This window comes from Phenylobacterium sp. (assembly GCF_030654915.1).
GTDB lineage: Bacteria > Pseudomonadota > Alphaproteobacteria > Caulobacterales > Caulobacteraceae > Phenylobacterium.
In genome coordinates this window covers 1-16,983 of the sequence record NZ_JAURWM010000278.1, presented here as the reverse complement: position 1 = coordinate 16,983, position 16,983 = coordinate 1, and the positions used below count along the sequence as shown (strand labels likewise).

Annotated in this window: 18 protein-coding genes; 7 read left to right on the top strand and 11 right to left on the bottom strand. The window is 67.5% G+C overall.

Features of this window, described 5'->3' with window-relative positions; translation table 11 throughout:
- Positions 1 to 4: 4 nt before the first annotated feature.
- Complete coding sequence (locus Q7T84_RS14720; RefSeq protein ID WP_304810264.1) at positions 5 to 1,072, bottom strand: MBL fold metallo-hydrolase; 1,068 nt, start codon at positions 1,070 to 1,072, stop codon at positions 5 to 7.
- Positions 1,073 to 1,246: 174 nt separating this feature from the next.
- Between Q7T84_RS14720 and Q7T84_RS14715 the strand changes: the two genes are divergently transcribed.
- Together Q7T84_RS14715 and Q7T84_RS14710 are read left to right on the top strand one after the other, a co-directional pair.
- The gene (locus Q7T84_RS14715; protein ID WP_304810262.1) at positions 1,247 to 2,566 is read left to right on the top strand and encodes a hypothetical protein; all 1,320 of its coding nucleotides are present in this window, start codon (positions 1,247 to 1,249) and stop codon (positions 2,564 to 2,566) included.
- 102 nt (positions 2,567 to 2,668) lie between these two features.
- Positions 2,669 to 3,010: a MazG nucleotide pyrophosphohydrolase domain-containing protein gene (locus Q7T84_RS14710; RefSeq protein ID WP_304810260.1), complete on the top strand. Its 342-nt coding sequence runs from the start codon at positions 2,669 to 2,671 to the stop codon at positions 3,008 to 3,010.
- 79 nt (positions 3,011 to 3,089) lie between these two features.
- Here Q7T84_RS14710 and Q7T84_RS14705 read toward each other — a convergent pair whose 3' ends face one another.
- From Q7T84_RS14705 to Q7T84_RS14670, 8 genes are all read right to left on the bottom strand, one after another.
- On the bottom strand, positions 3,090 to 3,218 hold the full coding sequence (locus Q7T84_RS14705; RefSeq protein WP_304810258.1) for a hypothetical protein: 129 nt from the start codon (positions 3,216 to 3,218) through the stop codon (positions 3,090 to 3,092).
- 89 nt (positions 3,219 to 3,307) lie between these two features.
- Positions 3,308 to 4,849, bottom strand: coding sequence for an acetolactate synthase large subunit (locus Q7T84_RS14700; protein WP_304810256.1), 1,542 nt, complete (start codon positions 4,847 to 4,849; stop codon positions 3,308 to 3,310).
- Between the two features lies 1 nt (position 4,850).
- The gene (locus tag Q7T84_RS14695; protein ID WP_304810254.1) at positions 4,851 to 6,626 is read right to left on the bottom strand and encodes a feruloyl-CoA synthase; all 1,776 of its coding nucleotides are present in this window, start codon (positions 6,624 to 6,626) and stop codon (positions 4,851 to 4,853) included.
- A gap of 9 nt (positions 6,627 to 6,635) precedes the next feature.
- Entirely contained in the window at positions 6,636 to 7,862 is a 1,227-nt protein-coding gene (locus tag Q7T84_RS14690) for an RNA polymerase sigma factor (protein ID WP_304810252.1), read from the bottom strand.
- On the bottom strand, positions 7,862 to 8,215 hold the full coding sequence (locus tag Q7T84_RS14685) for a YciI family protein (RefSeq protein WP_304810250.1): 354 nt from the start codon (positions 8,213 to 8,215) through the stop codon (positions 7,862 to 7,864). The genes Q7T84_RS14690 and Q7T84_RS14685 overlap by 1 nt, the downstream gene beginning before the upstream one ends.
- Positions 8,216 to 8,300: 85 nt before the next feature.
- On the bottom strand, positions 8,301 to 9,296 hold the full coding sequence (locus Q7T84_RS14680; protein ID WP_304810248.1) for a DUF898 family protein: 996 nt from the start codon (positions 9,294 to 9,296) through the stop codon (positions 8,301 to 8,303).
- A gap of 80 nt (positions 9,297 to 9,376) precedes the next feature.
- A complete protein-coding gene (locus Q7T84_RS14675; protein ID WP_304810246.1) occupies positions 9,377 to 10,711 on the bottom strand; it encodes a dihydroorotase in 1,335 nt (444 codons plus the stop codon).
- Positions 10,712 to 10,731: 20 nt separating this feature from the next.
- Complete coding sequence (locus tag Q7T84_RS14670; protein WP_304810244.1) at positions 10,732 to 11,697, bottom strand: glycosyltransferase family 9 protein; 966 nt, start codon at positions 11,695 to 11,697, stop codon at positions 10,732 to 10,734.
- A 61-nt stretch (positions 11,698 to 11,758) separates the two neighbouring features.
- On the opposite strand from Q7T84_RS14670, the gene Q7T84_RS14665 reads away from it, so the two are divergent.
- Positions 11,759 to 12,580: a folate-binding protein YgfZ gene (locus tag Q7T84_RS14665; RefSeq protein ID WP_304810242.1), complete on the top strand. Its 822-nt coding sequence runs from the start codon at positions 11,759 to 11,761 to the stop codon at positions 12,578 to 12,580.
- Here Q7T84_RS14665 and Q7T84_RS14660 read toward each other — a convergent pair.
- On the bottom strand, positions 12,577 to 13,440 hold the full coding sequence (locus Q7T84_RS14660) for an alpha/beta fold hydrolase (protein WP_304810240.1): 864 nt from the start codon (positions 13,438 to 13,440) through the stop codon (positions 12,577 to 12,579). The genes Q7T84_RS14665 and Q7T84_RS14660 overlap by 4 nt on opposite strands.
- Before the next feature lie 51 nt (positions 13,441 to 13,491).
- On the opposite strand from Q7T84_RS14660, the gene Q7T84_RS14655 reads away from it, so the two are divergent.
- From Q7T84_RS14655 to Q7T84_RS14645, 3 genes are read left to right on the top strand one after another with little or no spacing between them, the layout of a single operon-like run.
- The gene (locus Q7T84_RS14655) at positions 13,492 to 14,082 is read left to right on the top strand and encodes a DNA-3-methyladenine glycosylase I (protein WP_304810238.1); all 591 of its coding nucleotides are present in this window, start codon (positions 13,492 to 13,494) and stop codon (positions 14,080 to 14,082) included.
- Positions 14,082 to 14,699, top strand: coding sequence for a ribonuclease HII (locus Q7T84_RS14650; protein ID WP_304810236.1), 618 nt, complete (start codon positions 14,082 to 14,084; stop codon positions 14,697 to 14,699). The genes Q7T84_RS14655 and Q7T84_RS14650 overlap by 1 nt, the downstream gene beginning before the upstream one ends.
- A 50-nt stretch (positions 14,700 to 14,749) precedes the next feature.
- Positions 14,750 to 15,808 carry a DUF2332 domain-containing protein gene (locus tag Q7T84_RS14645; protein WP_304810234.1) on the top strand — a complete coding sequence of 353 codons (1,059 nt, stop codon included), beginning with the start codon at positions 14,750 to 14,752 and terminating at the stop codon, positions 15,806 to 15,808.
- Positions 15,809 to 15,814: 6 nt separating this feature from the next.
- Here the strand turns inward: Q7T84_RS14645 and Q7T84_RS14640 are convergent, their stop codons facing one another.
- Complete coding sequence (locus Q7T84_RS14640) at positions 15,815 to 16,288, bottom strand: cysteine hydrolase family protein (RefSeq protein ID WP_304810232.1); 474 nt, start codon at positions 16,286 to 16,288, stop codon at positions 15,815 to 15,817.
- Positions 16,289 to 16,483: 195 nt separating this feature from the next.
- Between Q7T84_RS14640 and Q7T84_RS14635 the strand changes: the two genes are divergently transcribed.
- Positions 16,484 to 16,983 (top strand): site-specific DNA-methyltransferase (locus tag Q7T84_RS14635; protein WP_304810230.1); only part of this gene is annotated, 500 nt, incomplete at its 3' end.

Here is a 16,983-nt window from a genome sequence, read left to right as displayed (position 1 = left end):
ATACCTAGGCGCTCGCCCTGTACCAGACGACGCCGCCTGAGTCGGTTTCCTTGACGGCCTCGCCACGGGTCATCAGGCAGTTGAGGTGCGCCAGGCTCTCGCCGGTGGCCATGCCCAGCACCCACTCGTCGATCTTGCGTCGGAACAGCACCGGAAAGACGTCGACCGCCCGCTTCGGTTCGGCGATCAGCTTGTGCAGCCGCGTCAGGCCCCGCTCATGGCCGCCGATCAGGTGGTCGATCCGCGCGTGCAGGCCGTGGAAGGGCGCATTATGCGCCGGCAACACCAGCACATCGTCGGGCACCCGGCCCTTGATCGCCTCCAGGGTGGTCAGCCATTCGGTCAGCGGATCGCCGTCCGGCTCGGTCGGGAAGACCGAGACGTTCGAGGATATCTTCGGCAACACCTGGTCGCCCGAGATGAACAGCTTCAACTCCGGGCACCACAGGCAGGCGTGCTCGGGCGAGTGACCCGACCCCACCACGATCTGCCAGGTCCGGCCGCCGATCTCGATCTCGTCGCCGTCGTTCAGCCGGCGGAAGCTATCGGGCAACGCGTGCAGACCGCGCCCGAAGCCGCCAAACTTGGCGCGGTAGTTTTCCAACGCCTCCTCGTCCCAGCCGGCCGCCCGGTAGAAGTCCAGCGCATCGGCCGGCGCCTCGCGACCCGTGTCGGCCGCCAGCGAGCGGCACATCAGGAATTCCAGGCGGGTGATCCACAGCCGGCATTGGAACTTGCGCGTCAGCCAGCCGGCCATGCCGATGTGGTCGGGATGCATGTGCGTCACGAAGACGCGCGTGACTGGGCGATTGCCGAGTGATTCGGCGAAGGCCTTGCGCCAGGCCTGCTGAGTGTCGGGACCGCCCATGCCGGTGTCGACGATCGCCCAGCCGCCCTCTTCCTCGATGGCCCAGACATTGATGAAGGCCAGCGACCCGCCCAGCGGCATCCGCAGCCACTTAACGCCTGGCGCGATGTCGATGGCTTCGCCCGTTCCCGGTCCATGTTCAAAGGGATAGGTCAGTTTAGGTCGCGGGGCCTGCTCGTAGACCTCTTCGAATCCGTCGCGCAAAACTGCCTCCTCCATATCGCCGGCGCCCATTTTCGGACGTGCCGGGAGCGGGAGCAAACCCGCAATGCATGCAACCGACGCCTTGGTTCAGACGCTGTTCACGACAAACTTGACCCATAGAGCCGTCAGAGGCTTATGTCCGCCCTTAGGGAACTACCCAGGAGATTTAAACCCATGAGGCCATTCATCACCGGGCTGGCCGCCACTCTGGCCTTGCTGGCCTTGGCGCCTGCGGCCACCTCCGCACCTAAGAAGGTCGAGGAAATTACTGAAAAGGCGCGCACCCAGGGGATGGCTGAGGCCCCCGCCCTGGCGAAGGCCGCCGGCATCGCCTGCAACATCACCGACGCCCGCTTTGTCGGTAAGGTCGATGACAAGAAGGCCAAGACGTCGACCAACTTCTACGAGATCGATTGCGATACGGGCGTCGGCTTCGTCCTGTCGTCGGTCGTCGGCGGCGCCACGACCTCGTTCACCTGCATCGAGGCGAACAATCCGCAAGCCGACGGCTCGCCGTCCGGCCTGAGCTGCAAGCTGCCCGGCAACGCCGATCCGAAGGCCGATCTGGCCCCGATCATCGCCGCCGCCAAGATCCAATGCACGCCCGAACAGGTTCGCGGCGTCGGCCAAAGCGCCACGGCGACCTATATCGAAATCGCCTGCGCCGGCAGCGCCCAGGGTTTCATCGTGAAGACCAGTTCTCCGATGGACCCGGCCAAGCCCGTCGAAGCCACCGATTGCATGCTCTACGACAATGCCCAGAGCAACATTAAGTGCACCCTGCGTGACGCCGCCTCGCGTCTGGCGGTGGTCGACGGCCTCGCCGCCCAATCGGGCGGCGCCTGCGTCGTGAAGGACCGCAAGTACATCGGTCAATCGCAGTCCGGCTCAAGCTTCTTTGAAGCCGCCTGCGCCGACGGCAAGGGCTTCATGTTCCGCGTCGACAACGGCAAGCTGGCCCAGACCTACGAGTGCGCCAAGGCCTCGACCGTCATGGGCGGCTGCACGCTCACCGACGCCAAGGAAGCGGTGACCGAGCAGAACGGCCTCTACACCAAGCTGGCCAAGGCCGCCGGCTTCAACTGCGAAGTCTCGAAGTACGCGCCCTTCCCCGGCCCGGCCGGTAAGGACATCGTCGAAATGGCCTGCTCCAACCGTCCCGACGGCGGCGTCGGCGTCTTCGGCGGCCCGAACGACAAGCCGATCGTCTATGACTGCGCGCGCGCGCCGATCGCCGGTTACCGCTGCTCCTTCACCAAGCCGGAAACGGGCCTCGCCCTGATCACGGCCGACCTGAAGAAGCTCGGCAAGAACGAGTGCACGGTCTCCAACAGCCGCATCATCGGCAAGACCGCCAAGGGCACGACCTACATGGAAGTGGCCTGCTCGGACGGCCTGAAGGGCTACATCATCGAGTACGCCGCCGACCTGACCCCGCTGACCACGACCGGCTGCGCCTTCTCGAAGGATTGCAAGCTGCCGGGCAACGTCTAAGCGACACTGCCTAGCTAAACGACGAAGGCCCGGGGGCGACCCCGGGCCTTTTTCGTGGGCGCTTGTCGCTCTAGGCTTCCTCCCAATCTGGGAGGGAGCACGATGTCAGGGTTCAAGGACCTTTCCGAGCGAGCCTGGCGGGTGCGCCAACTCTACGCCAAGCTTGAGACGCTCCGGCATGGACGCGCCTGGAGCGCCGAAGAGGTCGCCCTCGGGTTCGTCGGCGACGTGGGAGACCTGGCCAAGCTGGTGCAGGCCAAGGAGGGTGTGCGCGACATCCCCGACGTGCAGAACAAGCTGGCCCACGAATTGGCCGACTGCCTGTGGAGCGTGATGACCCTGGCCCGGCTCTACGACGTGGACCTGGAGGCGAGCTTCCTGGCGACGATGGACGAGCTGGAGCGTGGGATCGAAGCCCGGCTTCAGAAAGCCGCCGCCGTCTAGCAGCGCCCAAACAGAAAGGCCCGCGGACATCCCCGCGGGCCTTTTCTCATTCTGGCGTCAGCCCTGGGGCTGGCCGGGCTTAAGCGTGGGACGAGGTCAGGTGGCCGTCATTGAAGCCGCGCAGACGAGCCAGAACCTTGCCCATGAAGGCGTTCACAACCCGATAGGTGGCCAGTTGGCCTTCGACGTTCTCAAAATCAGCAAACATGATCGCTTCCTTTCGCTGGAAACTATCTATGTTGCGACGCACAAAAAATCAACGCTGCAGTGCAAAAATACTTCGCAACTGCAACCGGACTAGATCGCCGCCTCGATGAACTTCGGGCCGGGCTCAGCCATGGCGCGGGCGAAGGCGGCGTCGAAATCCTCGGCGGTTTCGCAGCGGACGGCCGGCAGGCCCAGGCCCTTGGCCAGCGACACCCAATCGATCTTGGGATCACCGAGATCCAGCAGCTTGGAGGCCGAAGGACCAGGATTTCCAGAGCCGGTGCGGCCCATCTCGATGTTCAGGATGCGGTAGCTGTGGTTGGCGAACACAACCACCGTCACGTCCAGCTTCTCGCGCGCCATCGTCCAGAGGCATTGGACCGTATACATCGCCGAGCCGTCACCGTTCAGCGAGACGACCTTGCTCTCAGGCTTGGCGACAGCCGCGCCGATGGCCAGAGGTCCGCCGATGCCGATCGCCCCGCCGGTCAAGGCCAGGACATCGTGCGGCTTGGCGGTGCCGCAGGGCACGGCGACGCCGCCGCCCGAGGTGACGGAGTCATCGCAGATGATCGCCCCTTCCGGCAGGTGACGGGCGATGGAGACCCCAGCCGTCTGCGGGGTCAGCGGCCCGGTCGGCGCGGCGTCGGCGATCTTCAGCGGCTGCACCGGCCCCGAAGCCGGCGCGCCCAAGGCGTCAGCCAAGGCGGCGAGGCCGGCGACCGAGTCCTCTTGTCGCGTCGAGAGCGTGAGCGCTTCACAGCCCTCGGGGACCAGCACGCTCGGCCGGTCGGGATAGGCGAAGAAGGCGACCGGCGTGACCGTGCCGACATAGACCATCAGGTCCACACCCTGCAGATCGGCCAGGGCCGCTTCGCCGAAATACTGCATGCGACCGGGCTGGAAGACACCGGCGCCGCGCGGCTGGCGCGCGATGAAGGTGTCGGTCAGGACGCGGAAGCCCGCTGCGGCGAGGCGGCTGGCCTGCACCAGCGCCTCGGCGCGTGTGGCTTGGCCGCCGAGCAGCAGCACCGGCTTGGCGGCGGCGCGAAGCGCCTTGGCGACGGTGTCGACCGCCTCACCCGACGGCCCGGCGCGCACGGGAACCTCGGCGATCACCGGCTTGGTGGCGGTCGGCAACCAGGCCGAATCGGCCGGCAAGATCAGACTGACCGGACCGCCGGGCGGGCCGTAGCTGGCGCTCACCGCCTCGGCCGCGATAGCCGCGACGCTGTCAGGCGTATCGGCCGACTTCACCCAGATCGAGTTCGGACCGACGATGGTCGGGATATCGGAGTTGAGCGGCGCGTCGTACTGGCGGTGATAGGTGGCGTGGTCGCCGATCACGTTGACGATCGGGGTGAAGGCCCGCCGCGCATTGTGCAGATTGGCCAGGCCGTTGCCGTAGCCGGGACCCAGGTGCAGCAGGGTGCAAGCCGTCTTGTCGGCCATGCGGCCATAGCCGTCGGCCGCGCCGGTCGCCACGCCCTCGAACAGGCAGAGCACCGGGCGCATGGCCGGTTGGCGGTCCAGCGCGCTGACGAACTGCATCTCGCTGGTGCCCGGATTGGCGAAGCAGGCGGTGACCTCGTTGGCCACCAGGGTCTCGATCAGAGCGTCAGCGCCGTTCATGTCAGAACACCATCACGTCAAATGAAACAGGATCGGAAAACAGCCGCTCGACCGCCTCGGCGCGTCGCGAGCGGGCAAGCGATTGGGCGATGTAGCCCTTGTCGGTAATCTCGCCGGCGCCCGCGTCTGGCGGGCTGTCCAGCACCAAGGCGCGGCTGATGCGGCCGCCTGCGCCCTTGGCCTGGGCGTTGAAGCGCTCCAGCCCCATACGCACGGCCACCACGACTTCCTGCGGCGACATGTTCGGGTTGGGATAGAACAACAGGCCCACGCCCTCTCGGCCCTCGCCGCAGACCACCGCGTCGGTGACCGCGTCGCCCACGGCCGAGACCGCCTTCACCCGCAGGTCGCCAACGCCGACAAAGGTGCCGCTGGCCAGCTTGAAATTCTCGGAAATACGGCCGTCGAAGGCCATGCCCTGAGCCGGTTCGGCCGCCTCCACGAACCGGGCCGCGTCGCCCAGCCGGTAGAAGCCTTCCTCATCGAAGCTCTCGGCGGAGAGCTCGGGCCGCCCCAGATATCCCGCCGTGACCTGCGGCCCCTTCACCCGGAACTCGAGCTTGCCCGCGGCCGGAACGAGCTTCACCGAGGTGCCCGGCACCGGCAGGCCGATCAGGCCCATGCGCTCGTTGTGCCAATGGACGTTGCAGGCGGTGGGACCGGTCTCGGTCGCGCCATAGCCCGAGGCGAAGCTGATCTTCTCGCCCACCGTGGCCATCGCCACGGCCTGGATACGGTCGGAGATGTCCTGGCCGAGCGAGGCGCCGCCATACTGCAGCACGCGCACGCGGGAGAAAAAGGTCCGCGCCAGGTCCTGGTCGCGCTCCAGTTCGCCCGCCAGCAGCATCCAGCCGGCCGGGACCATGTTGTGATAGGTGGTCGAAACCTCCTTCAGGTTCCGCACCGTCTCGGCGAAGCGGCCGGCGACGGGTTGGCCGGCGTCGATATAGACCGTGCCCCCGCGATGCAGCGCCATCTGCAGGATCGAGTTGGCGCCCAGGCTGTGGCTCCACGGCGCCGAATTGACCATCACCGGCGGCTCGTCGTCCGCGAAGCAGGCGGTGATCTGGGCCGAATTGATCGCGATATTCCGGTGCAGGCAGATCACCGCCTTGGGCAGGCCGGTGGAACCCGAGGTCAGCAGATACTTGGCGTGGTCATCGGGGCGAGCGGTGGCGTCGACGCCGCCTGCCCGCGCCAGCCGCTCCAGCGGCACGTCGCCCGGCCGCGCGTTCTTACCGGCGATCACCGGCAGGCCGGCCAGGAACGGGGCTTCCAGCGCCTCGGAGAACAGCGCCGCGTCTTCCGTATAGATCGCCGAGGGGTTCAGCACCTCCACGGCGTGGGCCAGCCGTGCGAGGTTCGCGCCGGGCAGGCCGTATTGCGGAGAGACCGGGGCGACGGGCATGCCCTGGCTCATCGCCGCATACTTCACCAACGCGTGGTCGATACCGTTGCGGGCGAGGATCAGTAGCGGCCGGGCTCCCACGACGCCCAGTTCGCGCAGACCGCCGGCGATCGCGCGAACCGCGTCTCGCGTCTCGACGAACGACACCGTCCGCCAGCCCTCGCCGGAGCGTTCGGCCAGCCAGGTGCGCGCCGGCGCCTCAACGGCCCAGCGGTCGAGCGCCTGGGTGACAATGGTGAAATCGGTGGAGAACGCCGCCGGGTTGGTCAGCACCCGCTCGCCGCCCGGCCTTTCCTCCACTTGCAACTGCCGGGGCGCGTAGCGAGCGTCGCGGAAAGGGGCGTTCGAAAGTCGGATCTTAGCGTCCATGCCCTAGCCTTAGCGGGCCAGCGCCAGCCCCGCCAGTCTGTGTTCGAGATAGCGGCGCTCGGCCGGCGCGGGCTTCAGCGCCAGGGCCGCACGATAGGCGCCGGCGGCGTCGGCCAGCAGCCCCGCTCCCTCGCAAAGCCCCGCACGCGCCGCCTGGTAAGGGAGCCAGCTCGCCAATCGACCACCGCCCGGGATCTCCTGGAGCGCCGCGAGACCGGCGCTCATCCCCCGCGCCTCGCCGACCGCCACGGCGCGGTTCACGGCGGTCACCGGGTCAGGCCGAAAGTTCATCAACGCGTCGTAGAGCCCCACGATATCGGCCCACGGCGTCATCCCGGTTTCGCGACGCGACAGGTGCGCCCCGTGAATGGCCGCCATCAATTGGCGCGGGCCGAGGACACCAAAGCCCGCGGCGCTGTCGAGCAAATGCGTTCCCTCCGCGATCAGGTCGGCACGCCAGAGGCGGTCGTCCTGAAGCGACGGCGCGATCATGGCGCCGTCGGCGTCCAGCCTGGCCGGACGCCGCGCCTCGGCGAAACGGACGAGTGCGGCCAGGCCCAGGACCTCAGGTTCGCGCGGCATGAGTTCGACCAGCACCCCCGAGAGCCGTAACACCTCTTGCGCGAAGAGCGCGCCATCGTCGGCCAGAGCTGCGTCCTGATAGGCTTGGGCGTAGGCGATCTCGAGCGTGGCCAGCACCGCCTCCAGCCGCTCGCTCCAGCTCTCGCGGGCGGGAACCTCGAACGAAACAGCCGCATCTCGGGTCTTGCGCTTGGCCCGCGTGATCCGCTGCAGCATGGCTGGCTCGGCCACCAGGAACGCCCTGGCGAGGCGCTCGGTCGACAGCCCGCAGACGACCTTCAAAGTCAGGGCGGCCCGCGCCTCGGCTCCGACAGCGGGATGGCAACAGACGAAGATCAGCCGCAGCCGTTCGTCGGGAATGGGCTCGTCGGCCGCCAGGAGGTCATCCTCGGGCGTCGGCGCGGCTGGACGTTCGTCGTGGACGGCCTGCGCCCTGACGGCGAGGCGGCGCTTGGCGTCGAACGCCTTGTGAAGCGCGGCCCGCCACAGCCAGGCGGCGGGATCTCGCGGCGGCTCGCGGCGCCAGGCCGCGATCGCCGCCACACAGGCCTCGGCGAAGGCCTCCTCGGCCATGTCAAGATCGCGCAGACGGGCGGCGAGCGCGGCGACCACCTTGGGCCGCGCGGCCGCCATCGCCCGTCCGGCGTCTTCCATCAGTATTGCGCGACGGGCCGGACCTCGACCATTCCACCCTCGGCGACCGGAACCCTGCGTGCGTAGGACAAAGCCGTGTCGAGGTCCGGAACGTCGAGCAGGAAGTAGCCGCCCAAGTGTTCGCGGGTCTCTGCGAACGGTCCGTCGTGGAGGCTATGGCCGCCGCCGACCAAGGTCTTGACGGTCGTGGCGCTCGCGCTTGGCTGCAGGCCGTCGCCGCCGCGCAGAACGCCATTGGTCGCCATCTCCTCCGACAGAGCCGTGTACTTGGCCACTACCTCGACCAGCTTGGCCTCGCCCGCCGGGCCTTCGTAGGCGTCTTCCGGCTCGTAGATCAAAAGCATGTACTGCATGGTTCTCACCCCTTTTGTGCGACACGACCGCCGCGTCGAAGGGTAGACGCGCCACCTAGCCCCGAGTCGACAGGCGCCCAGGAAATTATCCGAGCCAGAGGGTGCCGCTCAGCCGCTGCAGCATGAAGGCGCTGGTCCGGGCCTGGACGAAGGGGCCAAGGACGCCCAGCGAGGCCAGCCGCAAAAGCGCGTTGCCGGCGTTCAGACCCGCCATGTTCCACCAGCAAATCGGCAGCGAGAAGCCGAGGCCGGCCGCGATCGAACTCCACCGCGCGGCCTGATAGGGCGCCCAGGCCGCAGCCAACAGCACCGCCAGCACCAACGCCATCACAACGAGCGCCGCCACCTCCCCGACGCTTGCCGACACCAGGTCCAGCACAACACCGGATGTAAGACCCAGCAGAATTCCGCCTGCGAACAGCAACATCATCACCGTGCCAAACCAGCCGATCGCAAAGGCGCTGTAGACATGCCGCCGGCGCGAGGCCGCCATGTCGAAGCCCAGCCCCTGCCCCATGAAGGACAGCCCGCCCCAAAGGCTCCAGGCTTGCCGCCGATGTGCGACCGGGAGCCACCATCCGAGCGTCACCAAGGCCAGCGAGGCGTCTTTCATGTGTGAGAGCGCGAAGTCGAGCGGCGAGCCATGCAGCTCGAAGTGAACTCGGCGCCACTCCGTTCGGCTGGCCGTGTAGAGAAAAGCTCCGAACCGGCCGAGCCCCTCGACAAAGGCGATGATCAGCCAGGCGGCGGTGGCGACCAACGCGCCCCGAAGAGGACCCCAGGCCTGCACGGCCAGAACGGCGGCCAGCAACGGCCCGCCGATTGTCAGGACTTTCAGCAGGAAGCCCGCGAACAGTTCTCGGCCGCCCCCGACATAGGTCAGCGGCTCGCCATAGAGCCCCATCGAACCCCAGATCCGGCGGCGCACCTGGCTCTGCCCCCAGAACCGATGCCCCGACAGGGTGACGAGATTGAGCAAGCCGTGCTTCAGGCTCAGCCGAAGGAAGGCGCGCGGCTCGATGCTCTGGACGAAGGCCAGTCCGAGGCCGCTGAACTCAACACTGTCGCCCGCTCGCGACATCTACTCCCCCGCTACCCGTCGTGACCAAGCCTGTCACGTCCGGCGCACTGACGCCAAGGTCTTCCCCAGGTGAGGGAAGCCTAGCCGCCGAGCGTTTCGGAGAAGCGAACAGGTTCGCCCAGGCTCGGCGCCACGATCTCGTCATCGCGCATGACCACCCGGCCGCGGATGATGGTGGCCACCGGCCAGCCTTTGGCCTCGAAGCCGTCAAACGGGGTCCAGCCGACGCGGCTGGCCATGTCCTCATGGCTGATGGTGCGGCGAGCCTTGAGATCGACGATGGTGATGTCGGCGTCGTTGCCGACCGCCAGCCGGCCCTTGTCGGCCATGCCGAACACCCGGTTCGCGCCGTGGCTGGTCAGGTCGACGAAGCGCTCCAGGGATAGGCGCCCCTCAGCCACATGGGTCAGCATCACCGGCACCAGGGTCTGCACGCCGGGCATGCCCGAGGGCGAGGCCGGATAGGGCCGCGCCTTTTCTTCCTTGGTGTGCGGAGCGTGGTCAGAGCCGAGCACGTCGGCGATGCCGGCCGCGATCCCGTGCCACAGGCCCGCCTGGTGATAGGCGTTGCGGATCGGCGGGTTCATCTGGGCGTAGCCCTTCAGCCGCTCATAGGCCTCGGGCGCGGTCAGGGTCAGGTGCTGGGGCGTCACCTCGACGGTGGCGACATCCTTGTGATGGGCCAGGAAAGTCATTTCCTCGGCCGTGGTCACGTGCAGCACGTGGATGCGTTTGCCTAGCGCCTTGGCGATGCGAACCAGGCGATGGGTGGATTCGAGCGCCGAGGCGGCGTCGCGCACTTCCTCGTGGCTGGTCCAGTCGCCGGTGCGGGCCAGCGGCCGGCGCTCGGCCAGGCGGTACTCGTCCTCGGAGTGGAAGGCCGCGCGGCGGTTCACATGGCGCAGGACCTGCTCGATGCCCTCGTCGTCCTGAACCAGCAGGCTGCCGGTCGAGGCGCCCATGAACACCTTGATGCCGCAGCAGCCCGGCAGGCGCTCCAGCTCGCCGAGGAACGGCGCGTTCTCATGGGTGCCGCCGACATAGAAGGCGTGGTCGCAGTGCATGCGGTGATTTGCTCGGGCGAGCTTGTCGGTCAGCGAGTCGGGATCGGTGGTGGTCGGCTCGGTGTTCGGCATTTCGAACACCGCGACCACGCCGCCCAGGACCGCGGCGCGCGAGCCGGTCTCCAGGTCTTCCTTCCATTCCAGGCCGGGTTCGCGGAAGTGAACCTGGGTGTCGATCACGCCCGGCAGGACCGTCAGGCCCTTGGCGTCGAAGATCTCGCCGGCCGAGGCCTGCGACAGGTCGCCGATCTCGACGATCTTTCCGTCGCGCACGCCCACATCGGCGAACCCCCGGCCGGCGTGGTTCACCACCTCGCCACCCCTAACGATGAGGTCGAAGGTCTCGGGCATGTGTGGTCCTGGGTCTTGAGTTAGGTCTGGGTTTTGGCGAGCAGGTCCTTGGCGGCGGCGGTCACCGTCTCCACCGGTAGGTCCATCATGTGACAGAGCGCCTGCGAAAGCCCCGGGTCAACCGCCCGGATCTGTTCGAAGCTGCGCGGGCCGCGCACCACGCGGGTATTTTCGCCCCACGGGCCGTAGAGCTGATCATCCGACGGCCCGAACAGGCCGATGGTCGGCGTGCCGGCCGCGGCGGCCAAGTGCATCAGGCCAGAATCGTTGCCGATGAACAGCCGGGCGTGTTTCAGGCAGGCATAGGCCGCCAGCAGCTCGACCTTGCCGGCCAGGTCGATGGTCCGCTCGCGCGGGATCACGCTGCGCAGGGCCGAAATCGCCTGCATGTCGTCTGGGCCGCCCAGCAGCATCAGCCGACCACCGGACAACGGGCCGTCCAGCAGTTGCGCGGCGACCTGGGCGAAACGCTCGACCGGCCATGTCTTACCGCCCCAGTTGGCGGCCGGCGCCAGCGCCAGGATCGGCCCCTTGCCGGCAGTCAGTTCGCGGGCATAGGCCTCGGTCGCTTCTGAGGTGAAAAGGTAAGGCGCGGGCGGATCGCCCTCGATTTTCAGCAGCCGCGCGGCCTCGACCACCTTGTGCACCGGCGGGCCGGCGTTGCGCTTGAATACCGCGCGGCGTTCGCGTTTCAGGAATTGAGAAATCGCCGAGCCGCGCAAATCGACGACCAGGCCCCACTTGCGACGACGCACCTGGCGCCAGAGCCGCAGCCAGTGGCCGCCGTTCTTGGATTTCTCGAAAACGATGACGCGATCAAGGTTCGGCGTGTCGGCGAACAGCGGCGCGGCGGCCGGGCCGGCGACGATTGTGAACCGGGCATGGGGGATCTCTTCCAGCAACCGGCGGATCAGGCCGGAAGACAGCACCGCGTCCCCGATCCGGGTCGCGGTAATGAACAGAATCGGGAAGGACCCGTGCGCCATCGTCCTTCTATAGGGCTCCTGCCGCTGGCGCTCCACCCGCCGAGCCCTTAACTGCTGATCCATGACGACAAATCCCTCCATCGCCGCCCTGACCAGCCGAGCGCTCATCGCGGTTTCCGGTGAGGATTGGCGAAGCTTCCTGCAGGGGCTGCTCACCCAGGACGTCGAAACCTTGGCGCCGGGAGAGGCCCGTTTCGGTGCTTTGCTGAACCCGCAGGGCCGACTTTTGTTCGATCTGTTCGTGATCGGCCGCGACGCCGGGGTGTGGATCGATGTGGAAACCACCCATCGCGAGACATTGATCGCGCGCCTGACCATGTACCGCCTGCGGGCCAAAGCGCAGATCACAGCCGACGACACGCCGGTATTCGCCGCCTTCGGCGCCGATCCGGGCGTGGGCTGGATCGCCGACCCGCGACTGGACGCCCTCGGCTGGCGCGGCTACGGCGTGCGCGCCACGCCAAACGTCGATGAAGCCGCCTATGACGCCCACCGCCTCACGCTGGGCGTGCCCGGCCCGTCCGATTGGGGCGTCGAAAAAACCTATCCCATCGAAGCCAACTTCGACCTGTTGCATGGCATCGACTTCAAAAAGGGCTGCTTCATCGGCCAGGAGACCACCTCGCGCATGAAGCGTCGTGGCCAGATCAAGAGCCGCATGCTGCCGATCCGCTTTGAAGGTCCTGCCCCGGCCTCAGGGTCGGAACTGCTGAACGGCGAGCGACGCGCCGGCGAGGTGCTCTCAGGGATCGAGGGCCAAGCCATCGCCCTGGTGCGGCTGGACCGCGTGGCCGAAGGCGACCTCACCGCCGATGGCCTCAGCGTCCGAACCGAGCGACCCGACTGGATCGGCGCCGCCGGCGATCCGCCCGCGGCCGTCTAGAGGAAGAACGCCCGCAGCGCCGCCAAGGTCTCGGCGGGCCGTTCCTCGGGGATGAAATGCCCAGCGTCGATGGCTTGGCCGGTGACGTCGTCGGCCCAGTCGCGCCAGATCGCCAACGGGTCGTACCAGGCGCCTACCGCCCCCTTCGAGCCCCACAGCACCTGCAGCGGCGCGGCGATCTTGCGCACGCCCCGATCAGCCTCGTCGGCGACGACGTCGTAACGGGCCCCTGCGCGATAGTCCTCGCACATCGCGTGGATGACCGCCGGATCGCCCAGCGCCTTCACATAGTCCGCATAGGCGTGAGCCTCGAAGATCGACGCCCCGGCAGCGATACGGAAGGCGAAGTGCACCGGGTCGGCGGCGATGAAGTGCTCCGGGAACGGATGGGCCTGGGCCAGGAACGACCAGTGCCAATAGGCCAATGCGAACCGCCGGTCGGCCAGCCGCCAGACATCGGCGGTCGGGATGATGTCCAGCACCGAGACCTTGCGGACCACCTCGGGCCGATCCAGCGCCAGGCGATAGGCGACCCGCCCGCCCCGGTCGTGTCCGGCGACGTTGAAGCTATCGAAGCCTAGCCGGGCCATCAGGGCGACGACGTCCCGGGCCATGGCGCGCTTCGAATAGGGTTCGTGATCCTCGGTCGTCGCGGGCTTGGAGCTTTCGCCGTAGCCGCGCAGGTCGGGCGCCACCACCGTAAAATCGCGCGCCAAGTCATCGGCGATCTTGCCCCACATCATGTGGGTCTCAGGATAACCGTGCAGCAAAAGCAGGGGCGGGCCGGACCCGCCATGGCGAACCCGCAGCGTCGCCTCGCCCGTATCGATGCGCGACAGTTGGAAGCTCTCGAACGCCATGCTGCAGGCTCCGCTTGATAGGGGCCGGCCCGAGCGCCAAAACTCAGCGCCATGACCGACGATCCGATTCGTTGCGGGTGGCGCGGCATGGCCGGCGACCCGCTCTATGAGGCCTATCACGACACCGAATGGGGCGTGCCGGAATACGATTCGCGCGCGCTGTGGGAAAAGCTGGTGCTGGACGGGTTCCAGGCCGGGCTCTCCTGGAGCACCATCCTGCGCAAGCGCGACGCCTTTCGCGCCGCCTTCGCCGACTTCGATCCCGAGATCATCGCGCGTTTCGGCGAGGCCGACCGCGCCCGGCTGATGGCCGACGCCGGCATCGTCCGCTCCAACGCCAAGATCGACGCGGCCATCAACGGCGCCCGAATCTATCTCGACATGCGCGAGACGGGCGAGGACTTCTCCCAGTTCCTGTGGAGCTTCACCAACGGCCGGGTGATCCAGAACAACTGGGAGCGCATCGACCAGGTGCCGGCCCAAACCCGCGTCGCCGAGGAAATGGCCAAGGCGCTGAAGGCCAAGGGCTACAAGTTCGTCGGCCCGGTCATCGTCTACGCCTTCATGCAGGCCACCGGCTTCGTGAACGACCATCTGACCTGCTGCCACCGGCACGCCCAGGTGAAACGGATGGGCCGCTGATGCCCGACATGATGCTGGAAATGGCCTGTCCCGGCCCCGTCTGCGGGGTGGATGAGGCCGGACGCGGTCCCTGGGCCGGCCCGGTCTCGGCCGGCGCGGTCATTCTAGATCCGAACCGGCTGCCGGAGGGCCTGGACGACTCCAAGAAGCTGACCGCCAAGGCGCGCGCGGCCCTGGAACTGGACATCAAGGACAAGGCCCTGGCCTGGGGCGTCGGCTTGGCCTCGGTCGAGGAGATCGAGGACCTCAATATCCTGCAGGCTACGGGCCTGGCCATGCGCCGCGCCGTGGAGGCGCTGGCCATCACCCCGGCCTTCGCCCTGGTGGACGGCAACTATCGCTTCAATCTGCCCTGCGAGATCAAGACCGTGGTCAAGGGTGACGCGATCTCCTCGTCCATCGCCGCGGCCTCGATCCTCGCCAAGGTGGCCCGCGACCGACTGATGACCGAGATGGACAGCGTCTATCCCGGCTACGGTTTCGCCGCCCACAAGGGCTATCACGCCCAGGTTCATGTCGAGGCGCTCCGCACGCTCGGCCCCTGCGCGATCCATCGACGTGGCTGGGAGCCCGTGCGCCTGCTGCTGATCGAGCGCGGCGAACTGATCGTCGATTGACGGGGTGAATCAAGATTGACGCTTTGGCCCCCGCGCACATTCGTTGGGGCATGAGCAACGATCTGTCCCAAGCCCTAGGTTTGCAGTCCAAGGCCTGCGCGCATCTGGGCTCGCCGTTCCACGCCGAGCTGCTGAACCACGCCGCCGATGATCTCGAGGCCGGCGGTGCAGTGACCACCCTGCTGGCGCCATGGATGGGGTACGACCTCAAGGCGATCATCGCCGCCGCTGTGCCGCTGCGATTGCTGGGCGCCCTGCACGACCTGGTGCTGAGCGGCGAGGCCGCTGCGCTGGCGGCCACCTATCCCAAGCCCGGCGAGACCGCCAACGCCGAGGCCGCCTGGCAGGAGGCCGCCCGCGCCATCACCGAGCGCCAGGCTCAGTTGGTCGCCTTCATGCAACACGAACCGCAGACCAACGAGGTCCGTCGCTCCGTCTGCCTGCTCGGCGGCTTCCTGACCATCGCCCAGGAAACCGGCCTGCCGCTGCGCTGTTTCGAGATCGCCGCCAGCGCCGGGCTCAACCTCTCCTGGGACCGCTATCGCTACATCCTGGGCGACGCCGCCTGGGGCCCCGACAGCACGGTGCATCTGCCTACGGAGTGGTCGGGCCCCTTGCCGCCGCTGGAGGCCAAGGTCGCGGTGGTCGAGCGCGCGGCCTGCGACCGCAGGCCCGTCGATCTCACCGATCCCGTCCAGCGCCGCCGGCTGCTGGCCTATGTCTGGCCCGATCAGTTCGAGCGGCTTGAGCGCCTGCGCGCCGCCATCGATGTCGCCCTCGCGCTGAACATCGGGGTGGAGGCCGCCGACGCCGTCGAGTGGACCGCGCGAACGGCAGGCCCCGCGCCTGGAACGGCGACCGTCATCTATCACTCGGTTTTCTGGCAATACATGCCGCACGAGAGTCAGGCAGCCCTGCGCAAGACCATCGAATATCTCGGCCTCGGCGCCACCGCCCAGGCGCCGCTGGCCTGGCTGCGCATGGAGCCGCCACCTGAGAACATGGCCGGGATGGAGGTTCGCCTCACCCTCTGGCCGGGCGGCGAGGAACGCGTTCTGGCCGACGTCCACCCGCACGGCGCCTCGGTCCGGTGGCGAGATCCCGCCTAGCGCCGCTTAGTCGATCATCAGTTCATCGGGGCCAGCGAGGACCGCGCCGAAGTGGTGTCGCCACAGGCGCGCGCCGAGTTCGCCTGACCGGTCCAGGGACGAGCCGATGCTGAGCCAAGGGATCAGGGTCGGGTGAAGCCCCGCGTCGAACAGGGCGAACCCAGCCGCCAGAACGCAAGTGTCGGCCTGGATGCCGCAGACCAGCACCCGCTCGGTCCCAAGGCCGCGCAGATACTCGATCGCCTCGAGCGGCGGCAGATAGCCGTGCTTCGCGAACACCCGGTCGGCGGACACCAGGCTGTCGTCGGCGAGGCCCGGCTTCCACCCCAGCTGGCGCTCGAACGGCGTGACCGCCTCGTTGTGTCGTTCAACGGTGGCGATGCTCGGCATGCGGACCGCCAGCCGAGAGATATCGCGCACCAGGTCAGGCGGCGGGGAAAAGCTCGGTTGGACATCGACGACAAGGAGCGCCTGCTTCATCCTGCACGCCAACCTCATTGTGATTCGCTTGGCAAGATCGGCCAGGTCGCCACCAGGGGTTTTGGGCGAGCCAGACGGGCGCCGCGCCGCTTTTATGCGGTTCGCGCACGATTTACCTTTCGCTAACCACGTTTTTCAACTCCCCCTTCACCACGATGACTCAGGATTCTGACTCCGGACATCGAGGTTAGTGACATGGGCGTTTCGACCGACACCATCATCCACGGGGACTGCATCGAGGAGCTGAAGAAGCTGCCCGAGAAGTCGGTCGATCTGGTCTTCGCCGATCCCCCCTACAATCTCCAACTCGGCGGCGACCTGCTGCGGCCCGACAATTCCAAGGTCGATGCGGTCGATGACCACTGGGACCAGTTCGAGAGCTTCGCGGCCTACGACAAGTTCACTCGCGAGTGGCTGACCGAGTGCCGCCGGGTCTTGAAGGACGATGGCGCGCTATGGGTGATCGGTAGCTACCACAACATCTTCCGGGTGGGTTCGGCGCTGCAGGACCTCGGCTTCTGGCTGCTGAACGACATCGTCTGGCGCAAGGCCAACCCGATGCCGAACTTCAAGGGCACCCGCTTCACCAACGCCCACGAGACCCTGATCTGGGCCGCCAAGGCCCGCGGCTCGCGCCGCTACACCTTCAACTACGACGCCATGAAGATGGCCAATGACGACGTGCAGATGCGCTC

Excerpts from the sequence above, each read along its gene's own strand:
- Q7T84_RS14685 (WP_304810250.1), bottom strand. The coding sequence starts at position 8,215 with ATGCAGTACATGCTTTTGATCTACGAGCCGGAAGACGCCTACGAAGGC.
- Q7T84_RS14640 (WP_304810232.1), bottom strand. The coding sequence starts at position 16,288 with ATGAAGCAGGCGCTCCTTGTCGTCGATGTCCAACCGAGCTTTTCCCCG.
- Q7T84_RS14690 (WP_304810252.1), bottom strand. The coding sequence starts at position 7,862 with ATGGAAGACGCCGGACGGGCGATGGCGGCCGCGCGGCCCAAGGTGGTC.
- Q7T84_RS14650 (WP_304810236.1), top strand. The coding sequence starts at position 14,082 with ATGCCCGACATGATGCTGGAAATGGCCTGTCCCGGCCCCGTCTGCGGG.
- Q7T84_RS14665 (WP_304810242.1), top strand. The coding sequence starts at position 11,759 with ATGACGACAAATCCCTCCATCGCCGCCCTGACCAGCCGAGCGCTCATC.
- Q7T84_RS14645 (WP_304810234.1), top strand. The coding sequence starts at position 14,750 with ATGAGCAACGATCTGTCCCAAGCCCTAGGTTTGCAGTCCAAGGCCTGC.
- Q7T84_RS14700 (WP_304810256.1), bottom strand. The coding sequence starts at position 4,849 with ATGAACGGCGCTGACGCTCTGATCGAGACCCTGGTGGCCAACGAGGTC.
- Q7T84_RS14710 (WP_304810260.1), top strand. The coding sequence starts at position 2,669 with ATGTCAGGGTTCAAGGACCTTTCCGAGCGAGCCTGGCGGGTGCGCCAA.
- Q7T84_RS14680 (WP_304810248.1), bottom strand. The coding sequence starts at position 9,296 with ATGTCGCGAGCGGGCGACAGTGTTGAGTTCAGCGGCCTCGGACTGGCC.
- Q7T84_RS14705 (WP_304810258.1), bottom strand. The coding sequence starts at position 3,218 with ATGTTTGCTGATTTTGAGAACGTCGAAGGCCAACTGGCCACCTATCGG.
- Q7T84_RS14655 (WP_304810238.1), top strand. The coding sequence starts at position 13,492 with ATGACCGACGATCCGATTCGTTGCGGGTGGCGCGGCATGGCCGGCGAC.
- Q7T84_RS14670 (WP_304810244.1), bottom strand. The coding sequence starts at position 11,697 with ATGGCGCACGGGTCCTTCCCGATTCTGTTCATTACCGCGACCCGGATC.
- Q7T84_RS14715 (WP_304810262.1), top strand. The coding sequence starts at position 1,247 with ATGAGGCCATTCATCACCGGGCTGGCCGCCACTCTGGCCTTGCTGGCC.
- Q7T84_RS14660 (WP_304810240.1), bottom strand. The coding sequence starts at position 13,440 with ATGGCGTTCGAGAGCTTCCAACTGTCGCGCATCGATACGGGCGAGGCG.
- Q7T84_RS14695 (WP_304810254.1), bottom strand. The coding sequence starts at position 6,626 with ATGGACGCTAAGATCCGACTTTCGAACGCCCCTTTCCGCGACGCTCGC.
- Q7T84_RS14675 (WP_304810246.1), bottom strand. The coding sequence starts at position 10,711 with ATGCCCGAGACCTTCGACCTCATCGTTAGGGGTGGCGAGGTGGTGAAC.